The 25,848-nt window shown below is 57.1% G+C and carries 28 protein-coding genes and 4 pseudogenes; 18 read left to right on the forward strand and 14 right to left on the reverse strand.

Annotated elements, in window-relative coordinates:
- Positions 1-80 precede the first annotated feature (80 nt).
- Positions 81-485: a peptide-methionine (R)-S-oxide reductase MsrB gene (gene msrB, locus N8E89_RS12605; RefSeq protein WP_106666512.1), complete on the reverse strand. Its 405-nt coding sequence runs from the start codon at positions 483-485 to the stop codon at positions 81-83.
- Between the two features lie 403 nt (positions 486-888).
- Here msrB and N8E89_RS12610 point away from each other — a divergent pair, with 403 nt between their 5' ends.
- A complete protein-coding gene (locus N8E89_RS12610; RefSeq protein ID WP_106666538.1) occupies positions 889-1,320 on the forward strand; it encodes a Ros/MucR family transcriptional regulator in 432 nt (143 codons plus the stop codon).
- A gap of 176 nt (positions 1,321-1,496) precedes the next feature.
- Here N8E89_RS12610 and N8E89_RS12615 read toward each other — a convergent pair whose 3' ends face one another.
- On the reverse strand, positions 1,497-1,784 hold the full coding sequence (locus N8E89_RS12615; RefSeq protein WP_106666513.1) for a cytoplasmic protein: 288 nt from the start codon (positions 1,782-1,784) through the stop codon (positions 1,497-1,499).
- Positions 1,785-1,981: 197 nt separating this feature from the next.
- On the opposite strand from N8E89_RS12615, the gene N8E89_RS12620 reads away from it, so the two are divergent.
- Together N8E89_RS12620 and N8E89_RS12625 are read left to right on the forward strand one after the other, a co-directional pair.
- Complete coding sequence (locus tag N8E89_RS12620; RefSeq protein ID WP_245448964.1) at positions 1,982-2,437, forward strand: helix-turn-helix domain-containing protein; 456 nt, start codon at positions 1,982-1,984, stop codon at positions 2,435-2,437.
- On the forward strand, positions 2,434-3,240 hold the full coding sequence (locus tag N8E89_RS12625) for a DUF6456 domain-containing protein (protein ID WP_106666514.1): 807 nt from the start codon (positions 2,434-2,436) through the stop codon (positions 3,238-3,240). The genes N8E89_RS12620 and N8E89_RS12625 overlap by 4 nt, the downstream gene beginning before the upstream one ends.
- A gap of 54 nt (positions 3,241-3,294) precedes the next feature.
- Here the strand turns inward: N8E89_RS12625 and N8E89_RS12630 are convergent, their stop codons facing one another.
- The 3 genes and pseudogenes from N8E89_RS12630 to N8E89_RS29325 form a co-directional block, all read right to left on the reverse strand.
- Positions 3,295-3,735 (reverse strand): SufE family protein, encoded by a 441-nt coding sequence (locus N8E89_RS12630; protein WP_106667205.1) that lies wholly within the window; start codon positions 3,733-3,735, stop codon positions 3,295-3,297.
- Positions 3,736-3,807: 72 nt separating this feature from the next.
- A complete protein-coding gene (locus N8E89_RS12635; protein ID WP_262260068.1) occupies positions 3,808-3,975 on the reverse strand; it encodes a hypothetical protein in 168 nt (55 codons plus the stop codon).
- A gap of 84 nt (positions 3,976-4,059) precedes the next feature.
- Positions 4,060-4,209, reverse strand: a pseudogene (locus tag N8E89_RS29325) (DUF5330 domain-containing protein); the annotation flags it as partial.
- A 380-nt stretch (positions 4,210-4,589) separates the two neighbouring features.
- Between N8E89_RS29325 and N8E89_RS12640 the strand changes: the two are divergent.
- The 4 genes from N8E89_RS12640 (at position 4,590) to N8E89_RS12655 (ending at position 7,809) form a co-directional block, all read left to right on the forward strand.
- The gene (locus N8E89_RS12640; RefSeq protein ID WP_262260069.1) at positions 4,590-5,273 is read left to right on the forward strand and encodes a hypothetical protein; all 684 of its coding nucleotides are present in this window, start codon (positions 4,590-4,592) and stop codon (positions 5,271-5,273) included.
- Entirely contained in the window at positions 5,218-6,480 is a 1,263-nt protein-coding gene (locus tag N8E89_RS12645) for a sensor histidine kinase (RefSeq protein ID WP_262260070.1), read from the forward strand. The genes N8E89_RS12640 and N8E89_RS12645 overlap by 56 nt, the downstream gene beginning before the upstream one ends.
- The gene (locus tag N8E89_RS12650) at positions 6,455-7,321 is read left to right on the forward strand and encodes a peptidoglycan-binding domain-containing protein (protein WP_146147876.1); all 867 of its coding nucleotides are present in this window, start codon (positions 6,455-6,457) and stop codon (positions 7,319-7,321) included. Before N8E89_RS12645 ends, N8E89_RS12650 begins: the two co-directional genes overlap by 26 nt.
- Before the next feature lie 140 nt (positions 7,322-7,461).
- On the forward strand, positions 7,462-7,809 hold the full coding sequence (locus tag N8E89_RS12655) for a DUF1491 family protein (protein ID WP_106667208.1): 348 nt from the start codon (positions 7,462-7,464) through the stop codon (positions 7,807-7,809).
- 46 nt (positions 7,810-7,855) lie between these two features.
- Here the strand turns inward: N8E89_RS12655 and N8E89_RS12660 are convergent, their stop codons facing one another.
- From N8E89_RS12660 to N8E89_RS12670, 3 genes are all read right to left on the reverse strand, one after another.
- The gene (locus N8E89_RS12660; RefSeq protein WP_262260071.1) at positions 7,856-10,480 is read right to left on the reverse strand and encodes an autotransporter outer membrane beta-barrel domain-containing protein; all 2,625 of its coding nucleotides are present in this window, start codon (positions 10,478-10,480) and stop codon (positions 7,856-7,858) included.
- Positions 10,407-11,789: an endonuclease/exonuclease/phosphatase family protein gene (locus tag N8E89_RS12665; RefSeq protein WP_262260072.1), complete on the reverse strand. Its 1,383-nt coding sequence runs from the start codon at positions 11,787-11,789 to the stop codon at positions 10,407-10,409. Before N8E89_RS12665 ends, N8E89_RS12660 begins: the two co-directional genes overlap by 74 nt.
- Before the next feature lie 226 nt (positions 11,790-12,015).
- On the reverse strand, positions 12,016-12,780 hold the full coding sequence (locus tag N8E89_RS12670) for a DUF2336 domain-containing protein (protein ID WP_262260073.1): 765 nt from the start codon (positions 12,778-12,780) through the stop codon (positions 12,016-12,018).
- A gap of 367 nt (positions 12,781-13,147) precedes the next feature.
- Here N8E89_RS12670 and N8E89_RS12675 point away from each other — a divergent pair, with 367 nt between their 5' ends.
- Positions 13,148-13,339 (forward strand): hypothetical protein, encoded by a 192-nt coding sequence (locus tag N8E89_RS12675; RefSeq protein WP_262260074.1) that lies wholly within the window; start codon positions 13,148-13,150, stop codon positions 13,337-13,339.
- A 21-nt stretch (positions 13,340-13,360) separates the two neighbouring features.
- On the opposite strand, the gene N8E89_RS12680 is transcribed toward N8E89_RS12675, so the two are convergent.
- On the reverse strand, positions 13,361-14,413 hold the full coding sequence (locus tag N8E89_RS12680) for a YdcF family protein (RefSeq protein ID WP_106667212.1): 1,053 nt from the start codon (positions 14,411-14,413) through the stop codon (positions 13,361-13,363).
- Between the two features lie 171 nt (positions 14,414-14,584).
- Here N8E89_RS12680 and N8E89_RS12685 point away from each other — a divergent pair, with 171 nt between their 5' ends.
- Positions 14,585-14,872, forward strand: a complete 288-nt coding sequence (locus N8E89_RS12685; protein WP_106667213.1) for a YciI family protein — start codon at positions 14,585-14,587, stop codon at positions 14,870-14,872.
- 18 nt (positions 14,873-14,890) lie between these two features.
- On the opposite strand, the gene N8E89_RS12690 is transcribed toward N8E89_RS12685, so the two are convergent.
- Genes N8E89_RS12690 through N8E89_RS12700 form a run of 3 tightly spaced genes read right to left on the reverse strand, consistent with a single transcriptional unit; the run spans position 14,891 to position 18,202 of the window.
- Positions 14,891-15,436: a DUF1254 domain-containing protein gene (locus N8E89_RS12690; protein ID WP_106667214.1), complete on the reverse strand. Its 546-nt coding sequence runs from the start codon at positions 15,434-15,436 to the stop codon at positions 14,891-14,893.
- The gene (locus N8E89_RS12695) at positions 15,429-16,013 is read right to left on the reverse strand and encodes a DUF1214 domain-containing protein (RefSeq protein WP_106667215.1); all 585 of its coding nucleotides are present in this window, start codon (positions 16,011-16,013) and stop codon (positions 15,429-15,431) included. Before N8E89_RS12695 ends, N8E89_RS12690 begins: the two co-directional genes overlap by 8 nt.
- 35 nt (positions 16,014-16,048) lie before the next feature.
- Positions 16,049-18,202: a transglycosylase domain-containing protein gene (locus N8E89_RS12700; protein ID WP_262260079.1), complete on the reverse strand. Its 2,154-nt coding sequence runs from the start codon at positions 18,200-18,202 to the stop codon at positions 16,049-16,051.
- A 268-nt stretch (positions 18,203-18,470) separates the two neighbouring features.
- On the opposite strand from N8E89_RS12700, the gene N8E89_RS12705 reads away from it, so the two are divergent.
- The 5 genes and pseudogenes from N8E89_RS12705 (at position 18,471) to N8E89_RS12725 (ending at position 23,000) form a co-directional block, all read left to right on the forward strand.
- A complete protein-coding gene (locus N8E89_RS12705; RefSeq protein WP_106667217.1) occupies positions 18,471-19,097 on the forward strand; it encodes a LysE family translocator in 627 nt (208 codons plus the stop codon).
- Positions 19,098-19,211: 114 nt separating this feature from the next.
- Positions 19,212-19,789, forward strand: a pseudogene (locus tag N8E89_RS12710) (IS1595 family transposase); the annotation flags it as partial.
- A gap of 186 nt (positions 19,790-19,975) precedes the next feature.
- Positions 19,976-20,176, forward strand: a complete 201-nt coding sequence (locus tag N8E89_RS12715) for a YegP family protein (RefSeq protein ID WP_106667218.1) — start codon at positions 19,976-19,978, stop codon at positions 20,174-20,176.
- A 24-nt stretch (positions 20,177-20,200) separates the two neighbouring features.
- Entirely contained in the window at positions 20,201-20,635 is a 435-nt protein-coding gene (locus N8E89_RS12720) for a hypothetical protein (RefSeq protein WP_106667219.1), read from the forward strand.
- A 1,067-nt stretch (positions 20,636-21,702) separates the two neighbouring features.
- Positions 21,703-23,000, forward strand: a pseudogene (locus tag N8E89_RS12725) (DNA-packaging protein).
- A gap of 7 nt (positions 23,001-23,007) precedes the next feature.
- Here N8E89_RS12725 and N8E89_RS12730 read toward each other — a convergent pair.
- Positions 23,008-23,316 carry a BrnA antitoxin family protein gene (locus tag N8E89_RS12730; protein ID WP_106667221.1) on the reverse strand — a complete coding sequence of 103 codons (309 nt, stop codon included), beginning with the start codon at positions 23,314-23,316 and terminating at the stop codon, positions 23,008-23,010.
- Positions 23,313-23,576: pseudogene (locus tag N8E89_RS12735) on the reverse strand (BrnT family toxin). The gene N8E89_RS12730 and the pseudogene N8E89_RS12735 overlap by 4 nt, the downstream one beginning before the upstream one ends.
- A 110-nt stretch (positions 23,577-23,686) precedes the next feature.
- Between N8E89_RS12735 and N8E89_RS12740 the strand changes: the two are divergent.
- Genes N8E89_RS12740 through N8E89_RS12755 form a run of 4 tightly spaced genes read left to right on the forward strand, consistent with a single transcriptional unit; the run spans position 23,687 to position 25,837 of the window.
- On the forward strand, positions 23,687-24,259 hold the full coding sequence (locus N8E89_RS12740; RefSeq protein ID WP_245449036.1) for a phage portal protein: 573 nt from the start codon (positions 23,687-23,689) through the stop codon (positions 24,257-24,259).
- A complete protein-coding gene (locus N8E89_RS12745) occupies positions 24,175-24,549 on the forward strand; it encodes a DUF2460 domain-containing protein (RefSeq protein WP_245449037.1) in 375 nt (124 codons plus the stop codon). The genes N8E89_RS12740 and N8E89_RS12745 overlap by 85 nt, the downstream gene beginning before the upstream one ends.
- On the forward strand, positions 24,546-25,412 hold the full coding sequence (locus tag N8E89_RS12750; protein WP_106667222.1) for a phage/gene transfer agent baseplate hub protein: 867 nt from the start codon (positions 24,546-24,548) through the stop codon (positions 25,410-25,412). The genes N8E89_RS12745 and N8E89_RS12750 overlap by 4 nt, the downstream gene beginning before the upstream one ends.
- Positions 25,409-25,837 carry an NlpC/P60 family protein gene (locus N8E89_RS12755; RefSeq protein WP_262260080.1) on the forward strand — a complete coding sequence of 143 codons (429 nt, stop codon included), beginning with the start codon at positions 25,409-25,411 and terminating at the stop codon, positions 25,835-25,837. The genes N8E89_RS12750 and N8E89_RS12755 overlap by 4 nt, the downstream gene beginning before the upstream one ends.
- Positions 25,838-25,848: the final 11 nt, after the last annotated feature.

The raw sequence follows: 25,848 nt of genomic DNA on the forward strand, positions 1-25,848 counted from the left end.
CGCCGGTGGGTACGAAATATCCGCCCGGCAATCAATCTGATGTGTGTGCAAAGAGAGGTGTAGGGAAAGTTATCGCCCCGTCAATCCCGATCAAAGACCAAGGCGTTGCCATTCATGCAATAACGCAAGCCGGTCGGAGGGGGGCCATCCGGGAAAACATGACCAAGATGCGCATCGCAATCGGCGCATTTGATTTCTGTGCGGAGCATGCCATAGGAGCGATCTTCAACTGCGTTCACTGCATCCGGTTCGACTGGAGCGTAGAAGCTTGGCCAGCCCGTGCCCGACTCGTACTTGGTTTCAGACCGATAGAGCGGACGGTCGCAGCAGACACATTTATAAAGACCTTGCAGCTTGCTATCGAAGTTCGGGCTTGAGAAAGCGCGCTCGGTTCCATGGTTCCGGGTGATTTGATACTGCTCCGGCGTTAGCAGTTCCCGCCACTCGGCATCTGATTTCACGACCTTGAATGTTTTTGTGCTCATTGCAGGCTCCTTTTTTACACTGATGTAGGTTTCAACACTACTTGCCGCAATATCTGTTATTATAGAATGCTTGTGCGCCGAGGGATTGTTCCTCATTTTTGCCATTTTTTGTCTTAGTGGTATGGCGCAAATCGGTATCTGCGCACTCACAAGTTTTCGCACGTGCAGTCGGGCTCTGGCTTTCTTGCGTCTACCCCCGGTCGTCCATGGTTAAACTCTGCTTGCCGGACTATTTGAAATATTTCTTTCGTGAACGAAGTATTGATTTGACAAATTCAATATGTTCCGGAATAGAATGTTACCAAAGGCGTTGGAGACTCCGTGTGTTCTCGACTTTATATTGGTGATTTTAATCTACCTACCCAAATTTCAAATTAGACGAAGGAATTGGACTTAGATGACCATGTTCGACAATTCAAACACAACTGCCAGCGATGTCCTGTTGGAACTCACGGCGGAATTGGTTGCTGCCTATGTGAGCAACAATTCGGTACCGGCCGGTGATCTGCCAGGATTGATTGCTGATGTTCATGCTGCCTTGGGCCGTGTCGGCGCCGGCGGTGAAGCAGTGGTTGCGGTACAGGAAAAACCCAAGCCAGCTATCAATCCGAAGAAGTCTGTTGCGGACGATTACATTGTTTGCCTAGAAGATGGCAAAAAGTTCAAGTCATTGAAGCGCCATCTGATGACACACTATAGCCTGACTCCGGAACAGTATCGTGAAAAGTGGGATCTTGATCCTTCTTATCCGATGGTTGCTCCGAACTATGCCGCTGCCCGCTCGCGCCTGGCAAAGAATATGGGCCTTGGCCGCAAGCGCAAAAAGGCCGCTTAAGTCTCGTAAGGGCTTCTCTGTATTCGACGAAGCGGCGCCGGGAGGCGCCGTTTTGCGTTTGCGGCGGGGGGATCGAAGGGATCATCGCTATGGCGCCGCGACGCCTGGTTCGATGATCCCGGCCGGCTTGTTTCAGCAGTCTGCTTCCCCTTATGTCCAGCTGGTCGAGGTCTCAGTCAGGACGATATCGAGGCTTTGAGGCTCTCAAGTGCCTGCTTCAATCCGATGTGGCGATTGAGATCGTAGCTCCAGTGTCCCTTGAAACCCTTGAGCCGTTCGCGTTCGATCAGGCGTTTGAGGCGCCTGCATATGCGTGATTTGCTCTCATCATCATGCGCAAGGACGGCATCGAGATCTTCGCCGCAAAGGAATTGAAGCGCGATCCGCTGCCTTGCCTGGTTCTGTGCCTCATCCTTCGCCGCAAGAAATGCGCTTTTCTGTTTATTCCATTCAATCGCCGACATGGTTCCATTTCCTTCCTCGTGGATCGAGGCAGTATGGTTGAAGGCGACGCATGTAGGATAAAAGTCCTATATATCTTTTCCGAAGGACAAATTACAATGAAATAACAGCGCCTTAAATGGTGAGTGGCGGAAAACTTATCCACGACCTTGATAGAGAATTTATAAGAAGATATTCCTATCACGGAAGTGGAGCAAGAATGTCCTTGAATTTCCCCCGCCTTATCCGGTCTGCAACCGAAGCCCAGGCAATGATCGACGCGCTTCGGCCGCGGCGGGGCAGGTTCAAGGCGCCTGCACCGGTCCTCGTAGACGAGGACGCGCCGATGGATGAGCGGCTTTTTCAGATCTGCGATGGTGTCGTTGATATACTTTCCACGTTCTTCAATGTCAGCGGACGTGACCTGCGTTCAAATTCACGCTGCGGACGTCCCGTTGCGCGCGTTCGGCAGATTGGCATGTATATCGCCCATGTCACCCTGGCCCTGACCATGAGCGAGGTAGGACGAGCGTTCGGCCGCGACCGGAGCACGGTCAATCATGCCTGCCATCTGATCGAGGATATGCGCGAAGAACTGGAGTTCGACCGGATTATCCAGACGATTGAAAATATTGTCAGGACTGCCTTCGTACGTGATGGGACGGCCCGCCGATGACGGCTTCCCAAAGGAATGGAGCCAATCCGGCCATGACGCGCCTGCTGCGGTTTCTCGCCAAGGGGCCAGTCAGGATTGCGGAACAGGCGAACCGCGAAAAACTGATGCTCGAAAGTGGGGCTTACGGCAGTATTTCCATTGAACGCGTTGCGGTGAAATCCGTAATAAGCGATGGCCTTGGCGTCCTCCGCAATCAAAGCCTGGTGATCAGTGATGCCGGCCGGGCCCATTTGCGCCGCCTTGAATGCGCGGACGATGCGTACGCCGCCCAGCATCGGCATATTTCCACGACCGCGATTGCCCATGAGAATGGTTTAACGCCGGTATGCATCAACAATGCGGAATCGCCATTGGCGATGCTGCGTCGACGCAAGGATGCATCCGGGAGACAGTTGATCAGTGATGATGCTTTCACGGCCGGAGAGCGGCTGCGCTCGGATTATACGCTCGGCAACCTGATGCCGTCGATCGGTGTCGACTGGGACGTGACAGGATCCGGCACGCGCGCCAATGGTGTGCTCGAGATCACCAATGCCGCGCTGGCTGCACGTCAGCGGGTTGAACGGGCGCTGGAGGCGGTTGGACCGGAACTCTCCGGCGTTCTCGTTGATGTCTGCTGCTTCCTGAAAGGGTTGGAGGCGATCGAGCGCGAACGGCAATGGCCGGTACGCTCGGCCAAACTTATCCTCAAAACGGCCCTGGCGGCGCTTGACCGGCACTATAATCCGGCCCCGCCGGCGCGGCGAAAGGCCCGCATCATTCATTGGGGAACGGAGGATTACCGGCCGCAGATTGGAAGCTAGAGCAAGTTTTGTCTACTTGGAGCCGGTTCTGCTCTCCCGATGGCGCGACTTGCTCTAGTGCTGAGTGACTTCGGCAGTGGCAAGCGCAGCCTGTGCCTCGTTGCGGATGCGGCCGATCATGGCGCGCAGACCATTGGACCGCTGCGGAGTGAGGTGTTCGTCGAGACCGAGCGTCTTGAGGATGGCTTCGGGGTTGATCGCCAGGATCTGGGAAGCCCTTTTGCCAGAATAGAGTACCATCATGATGGCGACGAGACCGCGCACGATATGCGCATCGGAATCGCCGACGAATTCGATGACCGGATCAGCATCGCCGTTGAGCGTGCTTTTCAACCATACCTGGCTGACGCAACCCCTGACCTTGTGGGCGGCATCGCGTGCAGATTCCGGATAGGGCTTGAGGTCGCGTCCAAGGTCAATGACATAGCGATAGCGATCTTCCCAATCATCGAGAAAATCGAAATCAGCAACAATGTCGTCAATTGTCTGTGCCATGCAAAATGTCCTGTTCATGGCATATATAGTGATTAGAGTGGCAAACGTCACCGTTTTAATCGAAGAACGGGATTACTTCTTCACGACGGTGCCGGTCTGGGTCTTGTCGTCCACATTCGTCTGTTCGCGCTGGCGGACGGCAGCTTCCAGGATTTCGCGCAGAGCCACTTCGCGCAGCTTTGCCTTGATGGCGTCAATCTGATTGCTCTGTGCAGGAATGCCGCCATGGGCCGCTGCCACCGCTGCGTCGGCCTTGCCGGGGCTCCTGCCGAGTTGCGTGTCGAGATAGTCATAGCCGACCTTGGCAACTTCGCCGGCGCGGACGCCGGCGCTTGAAAGCGCGGCCTTGCCGGTTTCGCAAGCCTGCGGCTTGCGTGTGCAGAAATCGCTGAGGTCGCTGATTGTCTCGCGCGCGGCGAAGAAGGCTTCGATGGGGCCAGGCTGGGTGGCGCCCTGCGGATCTTGCTTCGAGATCCACGGGGATGAACAGGGAGATCAGCATCATCCAGAAGCAGAACTTGATCGCAAACTTGATCAGAAAAAACATTACCCGTTCCCTTGCCGCTCCAACTGCCGCCAACGCAGAGGCGGTTCATGAGGAGACATTGACACAGATCCGGCAAAAACCCGTTGAAACGCATTTCTGCATTTGAGCGATCATAGAAACGAAGGATTAAGAATTTTCGAGGGGAAAAGCGGTGTTTGGCGATTCGCACGGGACAGCGCTGCCGAAGGGGAAACCCTTCATTTACCATGCCCGTCACAATCGTTCGAAACGCGATATGAGCGGCTTGGACAAGCCCGGTTTTATCCTTTCCTTAAAGCCTCGTCTGCAAAAGTTAACGGCGACAGGAATGTTGCAAAATAACATTCTGGAAATGACCGCGAACGATCTGGCAGTTGCCGAATTTTGCGGAAAGCAGGAAAAACTGGTGCCGATCTATTCCGTCACACGATCCAGAATTGCCGAGTCCTTCGGGCGTTTGTGCAGGCGCTGGGTAAACCCATCCGTAGCGGGCGCCGCCCAGCGCGACCGCGATGCGCGCATGGCCGGCTCCATCCTTGCCATGCCGGTCATGCTCGTCGTTGCAATGGTTACGAGCCACTTCATGCTGGGTGAACTGGCGGGCATCATCAGCCTCGTCGTAGGCGTCCTTGCCCTTCCGATGATTTTCTGCGGTGCACTTTCGCTCTCTAAAGACAGCACAGCGGTCGGCATGAGCGCGCTTGGCGCTTACGGTCTCTCCATAGCGTCGATCGGCGCTGCTGCGGCGCCGGCCAATCTGTTGCTGTGGATCATGGCCGCCGCCATTCCTCTCGAAGCCTGGTTTGTCTACCGGTCTGGAAAGGTCGCTTCGCATTTCGGGTCGTATAGCCGCTGTCGTGCTGGCAGGGCTGCTCATCGTGTCACTGCGTGCGGATGGCAGTGTGGCGCTGTCGCCGCTGACACTACTGGCCTCGTTCTGTTATCTGGCGACATTGGTGACAAGGACCGCAAGCGCGCTTGCCGCCCGCGCCATGGCAGCGCGCCGCGATGACCGCGTGGCCGATCTCGAAAGCGCCGTTGAGGGCGTTGTGTTCAGCCTCGGAACCAATGGATTGATCGGCTCGCTGTCATCCAAGGCGCAGGATCAGTTCGGTATTGCTCGCAATCTTCTCATCGGCACGCCCCTGCTCGACCGCGTACACGTGTCCGACCGGGTGCAATTTCTCGGCTTTCTGGCCGACATGAAGAATGGCGCACCGAGTGCCGTGGTCGAAGTGAAACTGCGGTGTGTTGCGCCGGGCGAAACATTGAAACACGCCCACAGCGTGCGCTTCGTCAGTTATCGCCTGAGCGCAGTGCCGCACAGCCAGGGCGAGGGGTTTGTTGTCGTCGCGACTGATATTTCGCAAGCGGTGGCCGATCGCAACGCACTGGCAATTGCACGGCGCGAAGTGGAAACGGCGGAAATCACCAAGGGCAGGTTCCTGGCTTCAGTCAGCCACGAATTGCGCACACCGCTCAATTCGATCATCGGCTTCTCCGATATCCTGTTGCAGGAAATCTGCGGCAAGCTTCCGGACGGGCGCCAGCGCGAATATGTCGAACTCGTGCATCGTTCGGGAAACCACCTCCTTTCTGTGGTCAACGCAATCCTCGACGTCTCGAAAATCGAGGCAGGGACCTATCCGATCGTCGCGGAGAGCTTTGCCTTCAAGGAGGCCGTGACAATGGTGCATGACATGATGGCGCATCAGGCCGCGCAGAAAGGTGTGACGCTGTGCGACCGTGTCAGCCCGCGTATCGGCAATGTCGTTGCCGATAGCCGGGCGATCCATCAGGTGTTGATCAATCTCGTCTCGAATGCCGTCAAGTTCACCGAAGCCGGAGGCGTTGTAACGATCGACGCATTGATCGAAGATGACATGCTGGCCTTCTCCGTCAGTGATACGGGTATTGGCATTGCCGAAGCCGATCTCCTGACGCTCGGCCAACCGTTCCGCCAGGTGCAAAACGATTACACGCGAAGCCACGAAGGTACGGGTTTGGGCTTGGCCACGGTCAAGGGGCTCGTTGGGCTGCATGACGGCGATCTCAGGATAAAGAGCGTTCCGGGGCAGGGCACGGTGGTGGATGTGCGCATCCCGCTGAATGGCCCGGCATCGGAGTGCGTTCAGGAAGAACCCGCGAATATTGTCGAATTCAACGCGACCAGCGAAATGAAGGGAGGTTCCCATGGGGAAGCCCGTAAATCGGCCTAAGCGCCGTGCTCCCAAAAGGGGACGGATCGCCGTGGCCATCATGGCAACAGGCGCGTTGATCGCCAGCAATCCCGCGATCGCCGGCGGCACAACAGCGTTTCTCGTGACGATGGGGTTCATATCCGCCAACGCCCTCTGGTATCAGCCGCACGTGCATGATGGTGTGTTCTTCCGCACCCGTCCGGACCTCGTATTCAAGCCCATCAAGCCTGAGAACGGTGTGCTTGGAAACTCTTCGAATAACCAGCCGGAGGCGGACGCCCCCATCCGCAAGGTGAAATCGGTTCCGATCCCGCAGAGCCCGGATCCCATCGCCGCCGCCATCAATGGTGATCCCGTCCTCGCGCCCGGTGGTGATCCGGAAGTTGCCAAGCTCCAGCAGAAACTGCTGGCGCTCGGCTTCTATTCAGGCACCGTCGACGGCATTTCAGGCAAGGGCACACGCGCCGCAATCGACGCCTACCGCAAGGCGACTGCCGACATGGGCATCGAGGCAGAACCCGCCGTGGATAGCGCGGACGAAACGACGGCCAGCATCGCTGTACCGGCGAAAAAACCCGAACAGACCCAGGAGAAGGCTGCCGTACAGAAGATTTCGACAAACTCTGCGCAAAACGCTGCAGCCAATGCGCCCCAGGGTGGTCTGTCACCGGCCGAAATCGTGCGGATCCAGGCCGGGCTGAGGGCCTTTGGCAATGACATGGTCGAGATCGACGGCAAGGTAGGCACGTCCACCAAGAATGCAGTAAGCGAGTTCCAGAAGTTGTTCCGCCTGCCGGTCACCGGCGAGCCCGACGCAAAGTTGTTGGCGAAAATGCAGGAAATCGGGTTGGTGAACTAAATTCGCGCCATGATGGCCTGCAAATGGCGTTTTTCTGCGCTCTGGTGCTCACGTACCGAAATGTACTGCGCTCCGGTGCTCGAAAACCACCATTTTCGGCTCACCACGACCCGAATTTCTGCCACCAAGGATTTGCTCCAATGCGTCTGACATCTGAATTCTGGGTTTCTGCGCTGGTGCGCCGCATTAATGGCAGCGGCGCGTTCGCGGCGCTCAGCCACAGGGGCGCTGCTGAAGCCGGAGCCATTTTCATCAAGTTCCGCAATGCGGACGGTAGCTACGATCTGTTCGGTCCCGCGCCGCAAATGGTCTATGACGAGACCAAGCCGGACGAGCGCCTGTTCACGCCGCTGAAAGCCGGTAGCGCCGAAATGGAAATCAACCATGATCTCGAAAAGCAGAAGCGCTGGGATCGCGACCTGTGGATTGTCGAGATCGAGGACTATCGCGGCGATCGATCGGAACTGTTTCCGGTGACGCAAATATGACCGGCAGCCCGGGCAAACCCGTTCTGTTGGTTTGATCTTACCGCAATTAGAACCGCACCGTCAGATCCGCCTTCACCGCATTGTCGCTGGCCCGGGATGAGAACTGACCGGTGTAGCTTAGGCCGAGGGTGGTGGCGGGACCAATGCCGACGTCAAACCCCGCCTCGACGATGGCTGTGTCTTCCGCAATAGGCAAACCTTCAATTGTAAAGGCTTGGCCGCCGGAAAAAGCAAGGCGCTGCTGCGGTGTCAGGTCACCCAAGGCGTGGCTCCAGCCGAGCATGCCGCGCGCCGTGAGCGTGGTTGCCTCTGACAGGACAACGGCATGCGAGGCGCGCAAGCCGAGCGTCGTGGTTATCAGATCGGTCGTGCCGGTCAGGCCGGTGAGATTGCTGATCTCCCCGTCTTCCTGGAAGCGGCCGGTCCTGAGGTGCACATAACTCGCGCCGGCAAAGGGTTCAAAATCGGCATGGGCGGTATTGAGTTCATAGCCGATCTCGCCGAACACCTGCGCGGTTTGCGCCGCGTAGGTAGCGCTGTGGTGCCGGGCGAAGCCCTCGAAGACAGCGCTGCGGCCGGTGTCGATTTCGTTTTGGCCAAGCGCCGTACCGAGGCTCAGGCCGAGCTTTCCCCATTCGGTTCCGCCATAAAGTCCAATCTGGTAACTATCGACCGAGGCGGTTGTGCCATGACCGTTGAGCGTCGTATCGCCATAACCGGCAAGCACGCCCATGCGCCATGTATCGGCCACGACACCGTCAAGACCCGTAACAATACCTCCGATGTTGCGGCCGTAGCCGGAGGCATTGCCGTTTGCTTCCGCATGGCTCCAACTGCCATAGGCCTCTCCCCACCAGGCGGTGGTTGAAGCCGCAGGTGCGATCGCGGTGAAGGGTGCGCCATTTCTGGCACGTATTTCGGCAATTTCCCGGGATGTGTCGGGTCCGAAAGCCTGCGCTCCAATGACCGGCTGCGGTTTCGCCGCGACGCGGCCAAAGGCCGCGCGCAGCCGGCCGGTTGTGGCCCCGCTGACAAAACCGGCGTCCTGGGCAAGCACGCCATTCAGCGTCGCCGGAACGTCGTCGACAAGCGGCGCGGCGATGGCGGCGATGTCATCGCCGATCTGTGCGACGGCGATCCGGTCATGAATCGGCCCCGAAATTTGCGACTCCAGCCCGTCCAGTGTTGCTTTCCCATTGGGTGTTCGCCCGAACGTATTGAAGGCGAGGCTGTTGCGATCAAGTGTCAGGCTTACGGCGTTGGCCTCGTAGCCAAGCGATGCGCCGATGAAGAGATAGCTGGGCTCGACGCTGTCAAACCGTCCGCTGATACCGGCGGAAGCAGTGATGAAGCGATAGCTTTGTCCAAGCGAGGCCAGAACCTGAAGGGGCGAAAGTAGCGAGACGGATTCTTCCGGCGTCACAACGACGGTGCCGCCAAGAAGGTTGAGTTTGCCGCCGACATCAAGGACGTCGCTCTTGCCGCCGTCCACTTCGATGTCAAGACGGCTGCCCGGTGTGAACGTCGCATCGCCGGTAACCGTCAGCTTACCGATGGAATTGCCGGGCGCAACGATACCGCCGTTATTGGCGACAAGCGCGCCAATTGAGCCGGTGCCCTGCAAGAGCGCCTGGACATCGACCGTCCCGCCGAGCCGGCCATCGACGCGCAAAGTGCCCGCGTCGGCCGAGGTACTGCCGGCAAAGCTTGCAAAATCACCATCGATGGAGAGCTGGCCAAGGCCAAGCTTGCTCAGACGTCCCGTGCCGGAAAGTCCGGTTTTCAACGACAATGTATTGTCCGGGTCCTCGATATCGAGACCGCCGCCACCTGTCTCGATCACAAGTTCGCGGCCAAGTTCGCCCATGCCGGTCCCGGCAACGCGCAAGGTCCCGTCATCGAGACGCAGCTTGGCATGCGGACCGCCGAGCGCCGCATCTTCGGTCACGACCACCGTGCCTTTGTCGCTCACGAGCGTCTCGCCGATGAAACTGTGATCGTCGATGCAATAGTCCTTGATCGCCTGGGCAAAGCGCGGGTCGCTGCTGCCGCAATCGAGCAGGGTTTTCTTTTCTTCGTCGGTGAGATTGGCGAGGATCGGCTGGCCGAGTGCGTTGTCCAGCTGGATATCGGACAGATGAAGGGTCATTCCCGACGCATGCAGGATGGGTATCAGCCGTTGCGTCGTATCGACAGTCAATGCCGCCTTGTCGAGGTCAGCTTGCGCTTTGGCATCCAGGACTATTGTTGAGGCGGCCGCGTCTTCCATGGGCACATTTTTCACAGCCTTAACGCTGCGATAAAGCACCACCCCAGGGGTTTTCTCCCATTCGGCCCTAAGTATTGGATCGCTGGGTCGTGGTGTTCCGACAATACTGAGCCCGGCCAGTGCTATGGAGTCCTTCAAACCTTTAAGGCCGTCGAAGGCTTCTTTCTGTTTGCCGGGCGTCAGCAGGTCGGACCTCAGTGCTATCAATTTGTCTCTGGCGGCAGCAAGCTCGTCGGAAGAGAGAGCATCTGCCGGTATCAGCGCCAATATAGCGTCCGCCGCCTTGACGGCAGCCTCGAAAGCAATCGCCTCGAGCCTTGCGGTCTCGTCATCTGTTATTTCCCCCAGCCTGCCATCTATTGCTCGAATTGCGTCCGCCTTTTTCGGACTGGAGCTTGTCAAGATTGGCCTTGGCCAGCGCCGGCCCGGAAGCTTGCACGCGCGAGACCAGTCGATTGAACAGGGCATCATTGTCCAGTGGATTGTCACTTTTCTGCACTGTGTATTGGGTATCGGCCGATAGGGACATATCGGCTATCTGGCCGAGATAGAGATCATTTCGTATATTGTTGCGGGAAAGGTGAAAAACACCTCCATTTCCAGCAAATGTGGAAGCATTGCTGTTCCACACCATCCGCACCTTGTATTGCTCGGGATTGGTTGTATCCGCATCGTATTTTTGCAGGACCGGTCCTACCCAGCGGAATGTATGGGCGACCAGTGCATGGTCAGAAATAGGTTTTGTTTCCCCCGCAGCATCCGTATAGGTCGCCACAGCGTCCATGATCCCGGTATATTTGTCATTCGGATCATCCTGGATGACATACCATTTGCCGAAGGGCCGGGAGACGAGGAAATGGTCGATCTTGTCGCGCTGCCATGCCGGCCATTCATCCTTCGATCGATCGTCGGGTACAGAAGGCCAGGTGTAGCGGCCATCGCCGAGATCATGCGCTTCAAAAAGCTCCCGTTCGCTCTCCGTTTGCAGCAATTGATACTGGTGTTTCAATATGTTGAGCGTCACTGGCATATTGCCTGCGGCGGGATAGGTCTCACCCGGCTGAAGCCCGCGTTCCGACACATCGCCGGCGTTGAAATCACCGGCAAGAATGGTCGGTAAATCACGCGATGCCGCCCAATCGTTGAAGATTTTGGCTTCTTCTACGCGAGACAGACGAGAATATCGATCGCGACTACTCTCATACGAACCATCGTTGTAATTGGTATGTACGGATGTAATGGCGGTTTCCGGGCGGCTTTGTGTTGCATCCGCCAGAAAATAATCATTGCCTGGCCAGTAGTTGACGGGTCGCTTGAGAAATTCACCATCGAGGCGGCTGATCATGCTTTGATTTCCCGGCACGTTTTGCTTGTCGGGGTCTTCAATCTGGTAGATGCCGATACCTTTTGTCGTCAGATAATCGGCCAGCTCCCATCCGTATGTCTCTCTGGGCCCGCCCGGATGTGTTTCCTGGAAGGCAATAATGTCGAAATTGCCATACTTGAAGAAGGGAAAGACCTGCTCAGGAGATACGCTGCTTATATAGTCGACATTATACGTCAAAATCTTCAGTGAATCGTCCGGCGATACGCTCTGCGCCTGTGCCGTGGCAACCGGCAAGAACAGCGCCGTCGTACACAAAAGCATGGCCAGACGGCGGGGAGATTTTGGATAAAAAACGGATATGGGACGGCAAGGGCGCTGAACCATGAAAATTCCTTATGAAAATTGGCCAGGCGGCCCTGAAAAATCGTGCCGAAAAAAATCTGTATCGAAATAAAACGCCGACGCGACCCGACAGCAAAATCTGCGGGTTCATCTCATCAGACTGTTTCAGGAATATGACAACCTTGCTATCGCAGAACTTCCATCATCAAGGGCAGTGAGTTGCAGCAAACCCTTAATGGTACCGATCAGCAGACGCAGACCTGGTATGTCAAGAAACCCTGCGTGTCCCGCTTTCGTAATCCTGCGCCATCTCGCGCAGTTTCTGCCGCAATTTTTGCGAATTCTCTTCTGTTTTCCAGCGCTCTACCGTCATCTGCGCCTTGTCCTTGTCGATCTGGCGATAGGATTGAACGAAGAGCCGCAAGGAATGCAGGTCCTTGTGGACGAGCCCGAAGAGCCCGGTGAGTATTAGATGCGCGGCCTCGGCGGACAGACCTAGCGATGCAAGCGCGATGGTCAATTCGGCATTGAGCCCTCGGCCGATGATGCGCCCGGCGCTATCCTGATCGAGGCCTAGCGCCTTGGCGAATTCCTGTTGAAATATTGTGGTCTGATCGAGAAGCGCCGCATCAATCAGGTGATTGGCAAGATGCTGGTCACTGGAGAAACCGGCGTCGCTCTCGCGCATAAGGGCCTTCAACGCCTCGCGCGTTTCGCGCAGGCGCGGCGAGTCTGGTGCTGCGGGAGCTGCGGCCAAGAGGACGCCATCGCCAAGGTCAAATTGCGACTGGATTTCAAGCGCGCGTTCTATGGCCGGATCGTTGAAGCCGTGCAGGACGCGCAGGAGTTCTGGATCGGCGATCCGCCGCCGTGCAATGGCGCGTGCGTGGCTGATGCCCTTGTGAGTGACGATATCGATAAGGTCAGACGGCTGCAGCAGCGGAGAGCGCAATAGCAGTGGCGCAGAGATGTCGACTTCATCCTCAGCAAGCGCCAGGATGAGGCGTTTCGGTGCATGAGGCAGCTCGGACAAGGCCGCAGCGGCATGGCGGCGCACACGCGGCGAGGCGAGGACAAGGAGAGGAACTGCGAGATCCTCGAAGCTGCTGCGCGTCGCTCTTTGCCGGTCTGGCGAGCGCAGCAGAAGGCGGTAATCGATGCGGTCAGGAGATCGTCAGCCTTGCTGCCGCCATTGCGGTCTTCAAGCGCCCGAAACTCAGGATACTTCACGAACACACTCCACTCGACGCATGACGCAGTTAAACAATGGCTAAAACTAGCCGCGAAGCGTTAGCAACCCGTTAACCATCGGCATGCCTAAATGAAATTATGGCGCAAATCGTGCGCGCGTATGCATCTGAGTATCGAGGAGATTCAACGAACCAAAACGGATGGGCGATATGGGGTTTGTCATCACATTTCCAGGCAGCGCAACGAAACGCCGCTATGACCCTGATACCACACGGCGCACGACAGCCGAGATCATGATTTTCCCGGGCGTGCGCTACGAGCGCTACACGCCGGAAGCGCCAAAGCGCAGCAAGTCAAAACCACCGCGCAGGTTTTTCGATACGATGCCCCAGCCGGGATAGGCCGGGGCAGGGTCACGTGTTCTACTGCTGTAGCCCGGGATATGCCCAGGCGCCGGACACACGCATCAGGTCGCGGTAGATCACCAGGCGTTCATCAGGCGATACTTTGGCTGCTTCTTCGACCGAAGGCGCATCGAGCGCCACGACCGGCAACACGTTTGCGGAGATGCCGTATTGTTTGAGCGCGTCCTCAAGCACCGTCCGTGCCCTGCGCATGTGGCTGGAACTGGTGACAAGAATGACGCTGTCTGCGGTATGGCGCTTGAGCAGGTTCGCGACATTGAGTACATTGCCGACCGTATCCTTTGATTTGTCCTCGATGAGAATGCGGTCGCGGTCAACGCCGTGCTCGACTAGCCATTTCATCATCACATCACCCTCGGTGACACCGGCCTGCGGCTGGCCGCCGGTCACCATGACTCGCGCCGTTGGATTCGCCTGAGCGGCTTTGAGCGCCACGTCGAGCCGGTCGAGCAACGGCTTTTCGGCAGTACCGTCCTTGGCCAGCGCATAGCCGAGGGCGACGATCATCACCTTGCCGGGTACGGCCGGCACTTCTGTATTCGGCTTTTCGGCCATGATTTGCTCGGCGCGAACAAAGCGCTGGCGGTAGGCTTCCGCCCGCTCGCGGTCGAGCCCGGAGAGGCCCTGATGAGCCAGCGCAGCCCCGGTCTCATCATTGCCGACCCGGGCCAGAGCCTCGAGCCATGCCTGCGCCTCGAACGAAGTCTGATCCTTGGCGAGAATGTCTTCATAGGTTGCGCGTGCGCCATCGACATTCTTCTGGAGGATTTGCGACGAAGCGACAGCAAAGCGGAAATCAAGCCGCTCAGGTGCCAGTTTCGAAGCTTCGGCGAAGGATTGTTCGACCACGTCGTAGCGGCCATGGAGGGTAATGCCCTTGAAAATTTCAGCTTCCGCCTTTTTGACGTCGCCGCCGGACCAGTAATATTGCATGCCGGTATCAACCAGCGTTTTGATCCTTTCGGCATTTTGCTGATCGAAGGCAAAGGCGGAAAGTGAGGTGGTGATGGAGAGCAGCGCGACAGTTCCGGCGATAGCAAGCTTTTTCATGGGGTCTCCCGGTTTCGTAATGATCATGGTCCGGACAGGCGAAGAAAACATGGCCGGAGCGCCACGTTAAACCCGCAATCACGTTTTGCAACGCCGAAGGAAGGGGACTTTTCCATGCGGGGCAAAATGCCTATCTGAAGCAACGAATAATGATCATCTGGAGTAGAGCGGATGTTTATCGTTTCCTTGACCTATGTGGTTCCGCTGGATGAGGTGGATGCGGCCATTCCATTGCATGTCGCGTTCCTTGAAAAGCATTACGCCGCCGGCACATTTCTCGCATCAGGCGCCAAGGTGCCGCGGACAGGCGGGATTATTCTCGCCAAGGCCAGCAGCGAAGAGGCGTTGCAGGAAATACTTGCCGAAGATCCGTTTCATCAGAAGAAACTTGCCTATTACGATGTGCAGGAGTTCGTGCCCTCAAGAACACTGAAGGGCCTTGAGCCTCTGTTGTGCTGACATCGGGCCGTTCTGGCTCTAAAGCAGCGGGGTGCAGTTCGCGCTTTTCAGGAACGCGTCGACCTGGGATCGCCAGGATTCATCCGGCACGAAGCTGCGCACAACCACGAACCCTTCATCCATATCGGCTTCGATCAGCACTGAGTTTTCCGCGGCTGCTGGCTTGGTCTTGTTGAGCTCGATCATCTGCAGGGGCGTGGCAACCACGAGATCCAGCTGATCGGCAATCGCTGTCCGGTCATTGATCGAATAGATGTTTGCTCCCTGGCGGTTATATACGGAAATTGACCAGTAAGGCGTGGTGCCGACGCCTGTGATGTGAGCGGGAAGATCGGTTATGTCAAAGCGGCACGCGACGGCCTGAAACAGCGGATCAAAGGCGAGGGGAACCATGCCGGCGATGCCCTCGCGCGTCACGGTGTGGAACTGCCAGTCATCACCATAGGCTGAGATGCGCGACCAGGTATTGCGGTCGGAGTAATAGGGCACGAGCAGGACCACGGCGATGTGGATCAAACCAGCGCCAACAAGACCAATGAACAGGGTGCGGAGGACCTTAACCATCGCAGCCAGTCCTCGTGACAGACGGGAACTTCATATCGACGAGACCGGAATTGCCGCCAACAGGGGTGTCGTAGAGCGTCATGACGAGGACCATGCGGCCGCGCCCCGTGATGGCCAGCCAGTTGCCCGGTTGCGCTTTGGCAGAGACATTGACAATAAATTGCCCGTCCTGCTTGCGGAAGATCTGGCGGGAATGAATCGCCGGAAGACGGTTTTGGCCGGGATCCAGCGCAACCAGCGTACGATCGGCCGCGTACAGGGTCCAGAAGCGCGAATTGGGGCTGTTGCCCTCGACCTTGTAGGAGCAGCGCCGGTCCAGCGTTTTACCTTGACCATCGCTATAGGCGTAGAAGGCGAGGCCCTCGGTACTGCCAAGCGGAAATGCCCCCTCGCGTGCCGCGCGCGCCTTGGCGTAGGGATCGGAAAGGGGGGTGCCAGCTTCGGGATGCGCAGTCCACCGGCCGATGGTGAGCGCCCCGAAACCATCGAAACGGTTCACCGCATACCATGCGCTCATCGTGCCGCCACCGACGGCAATGACAAGCGCAATGAGGGCAAGGAAGACATTTCGAAGCATGAACGATGACTACACGGGAGAGATCACGCACGCAATCAAAGCGCGGAGACTTTTGCGGGCAGGATTGGCAGTTTCAACTGTGGAGCAGCTTTCAACGCTTGTCCGATTTCACGGATGGTTGCGGCCGTGGCGCCCGAGAGGACACGCGGCCGCTCCTCTGCCTTCAACACGTCGCTTTCCTCTTCGTTTTCCTCAGCCTTCGCCGCTGCGACTTTCTCCTGTTTGGGCAAGGTTGGATCGATACCGGGGATGGCTTTGAGTTCGATATTTTGATGAGCGTAGTTCATGAACCGCTGCCAAGTCATCGCCGGAAGAATGCCCCCCGTCAATTCCTTGGTTGGTGTGAAGTTGTCGTTGCCAAACCAGACGGCGGCTGTGTAATTGCCGGTAAAGCCGACAAACCATGCGTCGCGATAGCTTTGCGTGGTACCGGTCTTGCCTGCCGCGCGGGTCATCGGCAACGCGGCGCGCCGCCCCGTCCCCCACTCCGGCACCTGCGCCAGCATTATGTTCATATTATTCGTTGCGGTTTCGGAGAGAACCCGGTGCGGCTTGGCCCCATCTCTCTTCCAGTCCCACAGCACGTCACCGTTCTGGCTCAAAATTTGCGTGAAGGGATGCCGCAGGCCGGCCATGCCGCCCGTAGCGAAGACATTGTATCCGGTTGCCTGATCCATGACCGTCATGCCTGACGTGCCAAGCACCATGGTCTTATGCGAACTGATCGGCGATTCAACACCCATGGCTTTCGTCAGCGCAACGATTGGCGCTGTCGTCAGGTAGTCCTTCGCGAGGCGCACCGGAACGGTATTGATGGATTTGACGAGGGCCGTCGTGAGGTCGATCTTCCCAAGATACTGGCGCGAATAGTTCTGCGGCGACCAGCTGCCCCATGAAACCGCACTGCCCGAGACCAGCGTTTTGGGGGTCATGCCCTTTTCCATGGCAGCCGCGTAGACATAGGGCTTGAACGACGAGCCGGCCTGGCGCAGTGCTGCCGTGGCGCGGTTAAACTGGCTTTCGCCATAGTCGCGTCCGCCGACGATCGCCCGTACGGCGCCATTGTTCTCCAGAACGACGATGGCCGCCTGGGTCACGTTATACTCCTTGCCGAACTGGCGCAGGTGAAACTCGGCCGACTCCTCGGCGGCCTTCTGAATGCCCATGTCGAGCGTAGTGCGAACGACAAGCGTATGGGTCGGCAGCTTCTGCGCGACCTTTCGCACTTCGTCGAAGGTCCAGTCGAGGAAGTAGTCCGGGCTTTCCGATCGGCCGCGATCGACCACGGTCGCCGGATTGCGGCGGGCGCCGACAACCTGCCCCTCTGTCATCAATCCGCCCTGCACCAAGTTGCTGAGCACAACATTGGCCCGGGCGCGGGCAGCGGGCAGATTGACGTGCGGAGCATATTTGGCCGGCGCCTTGAACAGGCCAGCGAGCATGGCCGCTTCAGCGAGACTGACGTCTTTTACGCTCTTGCCGAAATAAAACTGCGAGGCGGCCGCAATGCCGAACGTGCCGCCGCCCATATAGGCCCGGTCGAGATAGGTCTGCAGGATTTCTTTCTTGCTCAAATTGGACTCGAGCCAGACGGCGAGAAAAGCCTCCTTGATCTTGCGATCAAGGCTGCGCTCGTTGGTGAGGAACAGGTTCTTCGCAAGCTGCTGGGTGATCGTCGAGCCGCCCTGAACCACTGAGTTGGCCCGCAGGTTTTCCGTCATCGCGCGCGAAAGTCCGAGGAAATCGATGCCGAAATGGTCAAAGAATCGTCTGTCCTCGGTGGCGAGGACCGCCTTGATGACATGATCCGGCAGCTCATCGATCGGCACGGCGCTGCGATGCAGGATGCCGCGCTGACCAATTTCGTTGCCATAGCGATCAAGGAAGGTCACTGCGAAATCGTCGCGTGTCCGCCAGTTCTTTTCTGTCTCGTGGAAGGCGGGGATGGCCAGTGTCAGCATGACGACGGAACCGACAGTGCCCCAGGTAAATGCCTCGCCGAGAACTTCGAAAATCGCTCGCCGCCAGCCGGTGACATGGAACCGGCGGAAGAAAATGGTAGTATCTTCCCAGAATTCAGCGAGGCGAAATCGCAACTCGTAAAGGGTCGAATCGATCCAGGCATCAAGTCCGAGCAGCGGCGAGACCTTGAATCGCTTTCGTTCCTTGCCTGGCCTGGGCTCTTCCATCTAAATTCTTGCCTGCCCTATACTCAGCCATAACTTCCCTGAAGGACTATGGTGTAGCCGATATCACTTAACAGCTTCTTGAGGTGGCTGTTGAGGCTCTTATATGGTCGTTTCTTCCGTAAAAAAGAATACCGCCTTTTTTGCTTGGCGGGACAAGGGTTGGCACACTCGACACCGAGATTTGATACAGTACTGTTGCGTAAAAGTTTCCACTTGCAATTGAACAAAACCGATGGATTGGTGTGATTTTTCGCGTGGGAGCTAAAACATGTCCATTGAGCATTGGCTGGCATTCGTTGCAGCATCGGCAATTCTTCTCGCAATTCCGGGGCCGACCATCCTCTTGGTCATCTCCTATGCGCTGGGCCATGGCCGCCGCTTCGCAGCTGCAACGGTGGCGGGTGTGGCGCTCGGCGATTTTACCGCGATGACCGCTTCCATGCTTGGTCTCGGCGCGTTGCTTGCCGCTTCCGCAACAATCTTCACGGCACTGAAGTGGATCGGCGCCGCCTACCTGATCTATCTCGGCATCAAATTGTGGCGCGCACCGGTCGCCAATCGCGAAACGGGCGAGATGCCGGCGAAGAATGAAAAAGCGACGCGCATTTTCCTGCATGCCTATGTGGTAACGGCACTGAACCCCAAGAGCATCATCTTTTTTGTCGCCTTTCTTCCGCAGTTCCTGGACACGACACGTCCAGTATTCATGCAGATGGTAATTTTCGAGACGACATTCCTTGTGCTCGCAACACTGAACGCCGGGAGCTACGCCCTGATGGCATCCATGGCACGTCAGACCATCCGCAAACCGACGGTCCAGCGCATCGTCAATCGAACCGGCGGATCATTGATGATCGGCGCAGGGTTGCTGGCACTGGGCTGGAAGAAGGCATAGAGAACTTTGATACCTTCACCCTGATGGACATCAGATGCGATTTTCTGCGCTTCCAGTGCTCACGGACCAAAACGTCCGCTGCGCTCTGGTTGTCGAACCAAGTCATATGCCTCACCCGAAGGCAAAACCGTTGAAGCCGATGAAACCTATATTGGAAAGCGCGAAACGCCGCGCAAACTCGCTCGCGGTCGCATTGCAAATCCTACAAAGGGCGGCAAATCAGACGGTGCACATTGTTATTGGTCTGGTAGAGCGTGGCGGCAAAGCCCGAATGTTTCATCTGAACGACGCGACAGCCGCCACCGTCCGCGACGTGCTGGTTCGTAACGTATCCCGCGACACCACACTCTATACCGACGAGATCCCGCCTCTACACCGTGACCGGAACAGAGTTCGCAGCACATGGCACTGTGAAGCATTCGGCTAAAGAGTATGCACGACACGAAGGCGACGTAGTGGTTCACTCCAATACGATTGAAGGCGTGTTCTCTGTGTTCAAGCGTGGCATGATCGGCGTCTATCACCATTGCGGCGAAGCCCATCTTCACCGGTACCTTGCCGAGTTCGATTTCCGCTATAACCGCCGTACCGTGATGAAGGTTACAGACGCCGAACGCACGAATCAGTTGCTTGCAATGATCGAAGGTAAGCGCCTTACCTATCGGCGGATTGGTGAAGGCAGTTACGCCTAAGCAGAAAGCTGCCGCGTTTCTTCGTTGGAGGAAGCGACATGGATGATTTCACCCTCGGACGTTGCATTTGCTAGAGCCTTTAGCCTACGCTCTGCATGTTCTAGCGTGGGCGCTAATATTTCCAATGAACAACGCCCATCTTCACACGTATATCCAAAAGACCAACACTTTAACCGGGGGAAATCCATGGCCACTCGTCCTTATCCATCGTTTTTGATCTACAAAGATGCCGTAGGAGAATTTCGCTGGCGCTATCAGGCGTCCAATACGAAAATCATCGCTGATAGCGGCGAAGGCTATGTAAACAAGGCAGATTGCCAACACGGAATTGACCTCGTGAAGGCCAGTGCCAACTCCGAAGTATGGGTGACCCAAGACGCTAAATAGCCGAATCAACGGGAGGTTGAATCAATGGCTTCAGAAATCACAATGGGACTAGCGGCTTTTAAATCCATGATGGATATCGTTGGTGGTATGTTTGCTTTGAAAAGCGAGACTGAAAAGAATACGGCGGTTCTCGAATTACAAAGAAGGATATTTGAAGCCCAATCGCTTTATTCTACGGCTGTTTCCCGCATATCCGAGCTTGAACAAAAAGTTGTGAGCATGGAAACATGGGCGTGTGAGAAAGAACGCTACGAACTTAAGGCTGTTGCTGCTGGACGTTTCGCCTACGTCCTGAAGGCAGACATGCAGGGATCGGAAGAACCACATCAGATATGCGCAAGTTGTTACCAGAAGGGCGTCAAATCGATTCTTCAGAGCAAGCGCACCGAGGTGGGCCGCTATAGAATGCTGTTTTGTCCTGATTGTAATACCGAACTCAATCTTACCGTGGCTGTTTAGAGACATCAGATTCTAAATCCTTTTCGCCCTTCCCAGGTTTCGGCTTGGGAGGGGTTCTCGGTTGAGGCGGCGTTTTCAGCAGCTTCTGTAAAGTCCCTTTGAATTTCTTGTCGTCGGAGTCAGACACAATCTATCCCCTGAATACACAATTATCTGTGTATAACTTCTTGCCCGAAGCAAACGAGATCACATTCCATGGTGAGCGATAGTGCGATGGAGGGGGTGTGGCTTCTTCTCAAGGTCACCACACACCCGCTCACAAAGCTCACTATCTGGCGTACCCGGCAAATTTTGCGGGTGCCCTCCGGTTCCATCCATCGGGAACCGGTTGTATGGGGACGATATGGTTGCAGGGTCCAGACTTCCGACCTAGGTCCTGTGGGTTCGATTCCCACCGTCTCCATCCAAGAATCACCTTACGCGCACAAATTAAAAATCCAACCCTCTTGACGCAATTTCTTTCCGGCCTGTCACGCCATCGAGATCATTAAATTTGCGAACCGCTTTAACAAGTATATAATTAGGAAAATAATCCTTGACCGCGTAACGGTCATCCTGTAGGTTCTGGTCATCGTCGGAAATGTGACTTCAGCGCTTTGCGGCCCTTTTGGGTTGACAGACTGGAGTCTGCTGCGGCTCTTCCAAAGGACAATTCATGCCAAACCTTTTTGTCAGCGCCATGCGCCGGCGCAGCGCATTTGCGCTGTGCCGCGAATATGGCATATCTGCAGGCGAAGTGGCGCCCGTATTGGGTGTCACCGAGCCGCAGTTCCTTCGCGCGCTAAGGCGTGACGGCTTGTCATTCAGCGAAATGCAGCAGGGAACCCGGCAATTGCGCATTGCCCAGCGGATCATGGAATTGCTCCGCAAGGAACTGGACACGCTTTCGGCATTCGAGAAAGACGTTTCGAGCAAGACGCGGCTCGATGCCTTGGCGCAGCTCGCCCGGACCATTGAACGGGTAAGTGATCTGCAGGAACGTTTTGCGGCGGAGCGGGCGCACGCCGTTGGCGGCCTGAATCCCGATGAGCTGCGCGCCGTCCTGAAACGCATTGATGAAAGGATCGATGAACTTGCCGAAATCCGCGCGCGAGAGTTGGTCCGCAAAGAATTTAAACAGCCGGGAGTCGGATGCAGTCGAACGGGAGTGGATAATCCGGGGAGAACGGCACAGCAGCCACCCCTAGCTGACTGGCAGACATGGCTGATCCTTGGGGGCAGAGGCTCCGGCAAGACCCGCATGGGTGCAGAATGGACCAATGGTGTAGCGCAGGCCTACCGGCCGTTTTCGGATGTGAAATCATGCAATATCGCACTGGTAGGCGAAACTTTGGCCGACGTGCGCGAAGTCATGATCGATGGCCCATCGGGGATCATGTCGGTTTCGCGGGCAGAGCGGCCACGTTATGAAATGACCCGGCGCCGGCTTGTTTGGACGAACGGCGCGACGGCGGCGATGTTCTCGTCTGAAGATCCCGATAGCTTGCGCGGACCGCAATTTGACGCGGCCTGGTGTGACGAATTGTGCAAATGGAAACATATGCAGGAGACCTGGGACATGCTGCAATTCGGCCTGCGTCTCGGGTTCAACCCCCGGCAGGTGATAACCACGACGCCACGGCCGCTGGGATTGATCAAATGCATGCTCGCCGACCCGGCAATTCCCGTGTGGCGCATGAAGATGCGGGAGAATGCGCAAAATCTTGCGCCAGGCTTCGTCAATCATGTCAACGGACTTTACGGCGGTACGCGACTGGGACGGCAGGAACTCGATGGTGAACTGATCGAGGAAAGCCCGGATGCCCTATGGTCGCGGCTGATGATGGAGGACATCCACTGTTCGGATGTGCCGGAACTGAAGCGGATTGTCGTGGCCATTGACCCTCCGGCCAGTGCGACGAAGAAATCCGATGCCTGTGGAATCGTCGCTGCGGGTCTTGATGAGGGCAATATCGCCTGGGTGCTGGCGGATGAAAGCATTGCGCCGGCCAAGCCGCATGAATGGGCGAGGCGCGCAATCGCACTGTTTCACCGGCTGGAGGCCGATCTGATTGTCGCCGAAGTCAATCAAGGGGGCGATATGGTGGCCGCGGTGATTGCGGCGGAGGACAACAGCGTACCGGTGCGTGCGGTGCGGGCCAATCGCGGCAAGGCGCTGCGAGCGGAGCCCATCGCCACGCTCTACGAGCAGGGACGGGTGCGGCACGCCGCGCGCTTTCCGGCGCTCGAGGATGAAATGTGCGACTTCTCCCATTCGGGCCTGTCCAGCGGCCGTTCGCCCGATCGCGTCGATGCGCTGGTCTGGGCGCTAAGCGATCTCCTGCGCCGGCGTGATGGAAACCCGAGAATTCGTGTGGTGGGATGATTGTTGGTTAAATTCGAGCCCGTTTGAGTGCCTCGTTCATCTTCGCGCGCCATTGCTTGCCGGTTTTCTGGAACTTTTCGATGACATCCTGGTCCAGACGCAAGGTTACAAGTTTCTTGGGCTTTTCGACTGGAGGACGACCGCGAGCACGCCGCATCTCGTCGATTGCGTCGAAAAACTCGGGAGGCAAGACTTCTGTGGCGGGCCGCATATTGGCAAGTTCTTCGTCGGTGAGTTCGGGAGAGTCAACCGCGTCCCAATCCTCTTGAGAAAAGCCATGTCCTTCTTCAAACTTCTTTTTTGTTTTGCTGGTCATGGGAGCTTTCTCCTCTCCTTTTCATGGGCAGTGCGAAAGCTGATAATCGAAATCCCTTCACTGCCGAGCATGGCAAAGATAACGACCACAGTTCCGTCGAGGAAATAACCAATCGCCTTCATACGGCGGCGACCATGGCGATCCACCTTTGCAGGCTCGATTATCGCATGGCGCTAATAAAAAAGACCGACATCGGCAAAATCGAGGCCGTGTTTGGCAATATTGGCAAGACGCTTCGGTTCATCCCATGTGATCTCCATGGCCTATCGCTACATAGAAAATCTGGAAACGCCAGATTAAAAGTGTAACGAATAATCGTTTTTGTACACGAATTAACCCCGCTCTGCAACCTGAGAAAGAACCCCCTCGAATGGCACTCAATTGGCCGTGGCGCGGACGCGCCGCGAACGAGACCCCGCACCTGCAGCACAAGTCGGCACAGGGCTTTGTTGCCTTGCAATTCGACCGCGAAGCACGCTGGTCGCAGAGTGGCTTTGCCGGCCTGTCGCGGCAGGGCTTCATGCGCAATCCGATCGCCTACCGTTGTGTTCGCCTCCTGGCGGAAGCGGCAGGTGCAACGCCCTGGCTGCTGTATGAGGGCGGGAAGGAACACAGCCAGCACCCGTTGCTCGACCTTCTCGCCAATCCGCATCGCGGCATGGATGGAGCGAGTTTCTTCGAGGCGCTGTACGGCCATCTGCTCCTCTCCGGCAATGCCTATGTGGAACGGCTGCAGGGCGGGGGCGGGACAAGCGAGCTGCATCTGCTGCGGCCTGACCGTATACGCATCGTTGCCGACGACAATGGCTGGCCGACTGCGCTCGCCTATGGCGTCGGCGCGCAGATCCGTTCGATCATTTGTCATGCCGATCCGGGGCGACGATCGCACCGGGTGATCAGTGGCTTGGCGCGGGTGATGGACATAATGCGGTGTTTCAACTGACCAAACGCTATGGTGACTATGCGCGGACGATCACAAAGGCGCATGGAGGGACCGTGCGGGCCGCCGTCAATGGCGTCGAGCAGACAGAAGCCCTGGATTTCGTCGTCGAACTGATCACCGGAACAATCATTTTCCGACCTGAAAAAATTCCACCCGCAGGCGCGGCGGTGACGGCCGGCTTCGGCTTCGATGTGCCGGCCCGTTTCGATACCGACCGGCTGACGATCAGCATCAAATCGTTCAGGGCCGGCGAAATCCCATCCATTCCAATCATCGAGGTGAAGGCATGACGCAAATTCCCGGGGCGCTTGAATCACATCTTGCGGGTGAAGTTACAACGCACTGTTTCTGCTGGATTATCCGGCGCAAGGATGGTGTGGTTCATGGCTTTACCGATCATGACCGGCTATTGCTCGTCGGCGGTGTCTCCTGTGAACCGCAAACCGGGCTCAGTGCCAGTGAGGCGACGAGCTCGCTTGGGCTGGGCGTGGACAGCGCCGAAATCGAGGGTGCGCTTTCGTCCCTGAGCATCACCGACGGCGACGTCGAGAGCGGAGCGTTCGACGAGGCAGCTGTCGAAACCTGGCTCGTCAACTGGGCCTCGAGCGATCAGCGCACATTGCTTCGCAGCTCACGTGTCGGCACGATCACCCGCTCCGGCGGGCGTTTCGTGGCCGAGCTGAAAAGCAGCTCCGTCGATCTGGACAAGATAAGCGGGCGCCGCATCACACGCCGTTGCGATGCGCAACTCGGTGATCGCCGTTGCGGCTATGCTGGTGGTGCGCAGTCGGGAACGGTTATCTCGACTCTGTCGGATCGCGAGATTGTTGCAGCTGGGTTGAAGCCGCAAAATGGTGACTGGTTCGACAACGGCGCCTTGACTCTCGCCAGAGGTGGCAGGAACGTTGTCCTCAACCACGAACCCTATGGCGGCGGCATGCGCCTCAGTCTGCGTGATACACAAGTCCCCCATATCGAGGTTGGCGACACATTCCAGTTGTTGCCCGGCTGTGACAAGAGCTTCGAACAGTGCAAGGCCAAATTCGACAATAGCGCGAATTTTCGTGGTTTCCCCCATCTCCCCGGCAATGACGCTGCTTACAATTATGCTGATGGCAAGGGTAATTTCGACGGCGGGCCGCTGGTGCCATGATGGTTGCAGATGAAGTCCTGGCGGAGGCGAGGCACTGGATTGGCACACCGTATCGCCATGGCGGCTCGAAGTGTCAGGTGGGATGCGATTGCCTCGGTCTTGTGCGCGGTATCTGGCGCTCTCTCTATGGACGGGAACCGCAGTCGGTCAGCACCTATTCTGCCGATTGGGCGGAGGCGGGCGCGAGTGATCCGCTGCTTGAGGCGGCGCGGCGGCATATGAACGAGAAACAGCTCATCGAGATCGAATCCGGCGATCTGATCGTCTTTCGCTGGCGCGATGGCGTTGCCGCCAAACACCTGGGTGTTTTGACGGATACGGATCATTTTATTCACGCCTATGAGGGCCATAGCGTCATGGAATCGGCGCTGGTGTCTCAATGGCGCAAACGGATTGCCGGCGTGTTCAGTTTTCCTGATCGCTAGCCCCCAACACG

It is taken from the genome of Phyllobacterium sp. A18/5-2 (assembly GCF_025452215.1).
Lineage (GTDB): Bacteria > Pseudomonadota > Alphaproteobacteria > Rhizobiales > Rhizobiaceae > Phyllobacterium > Phyllobacterium sophorae.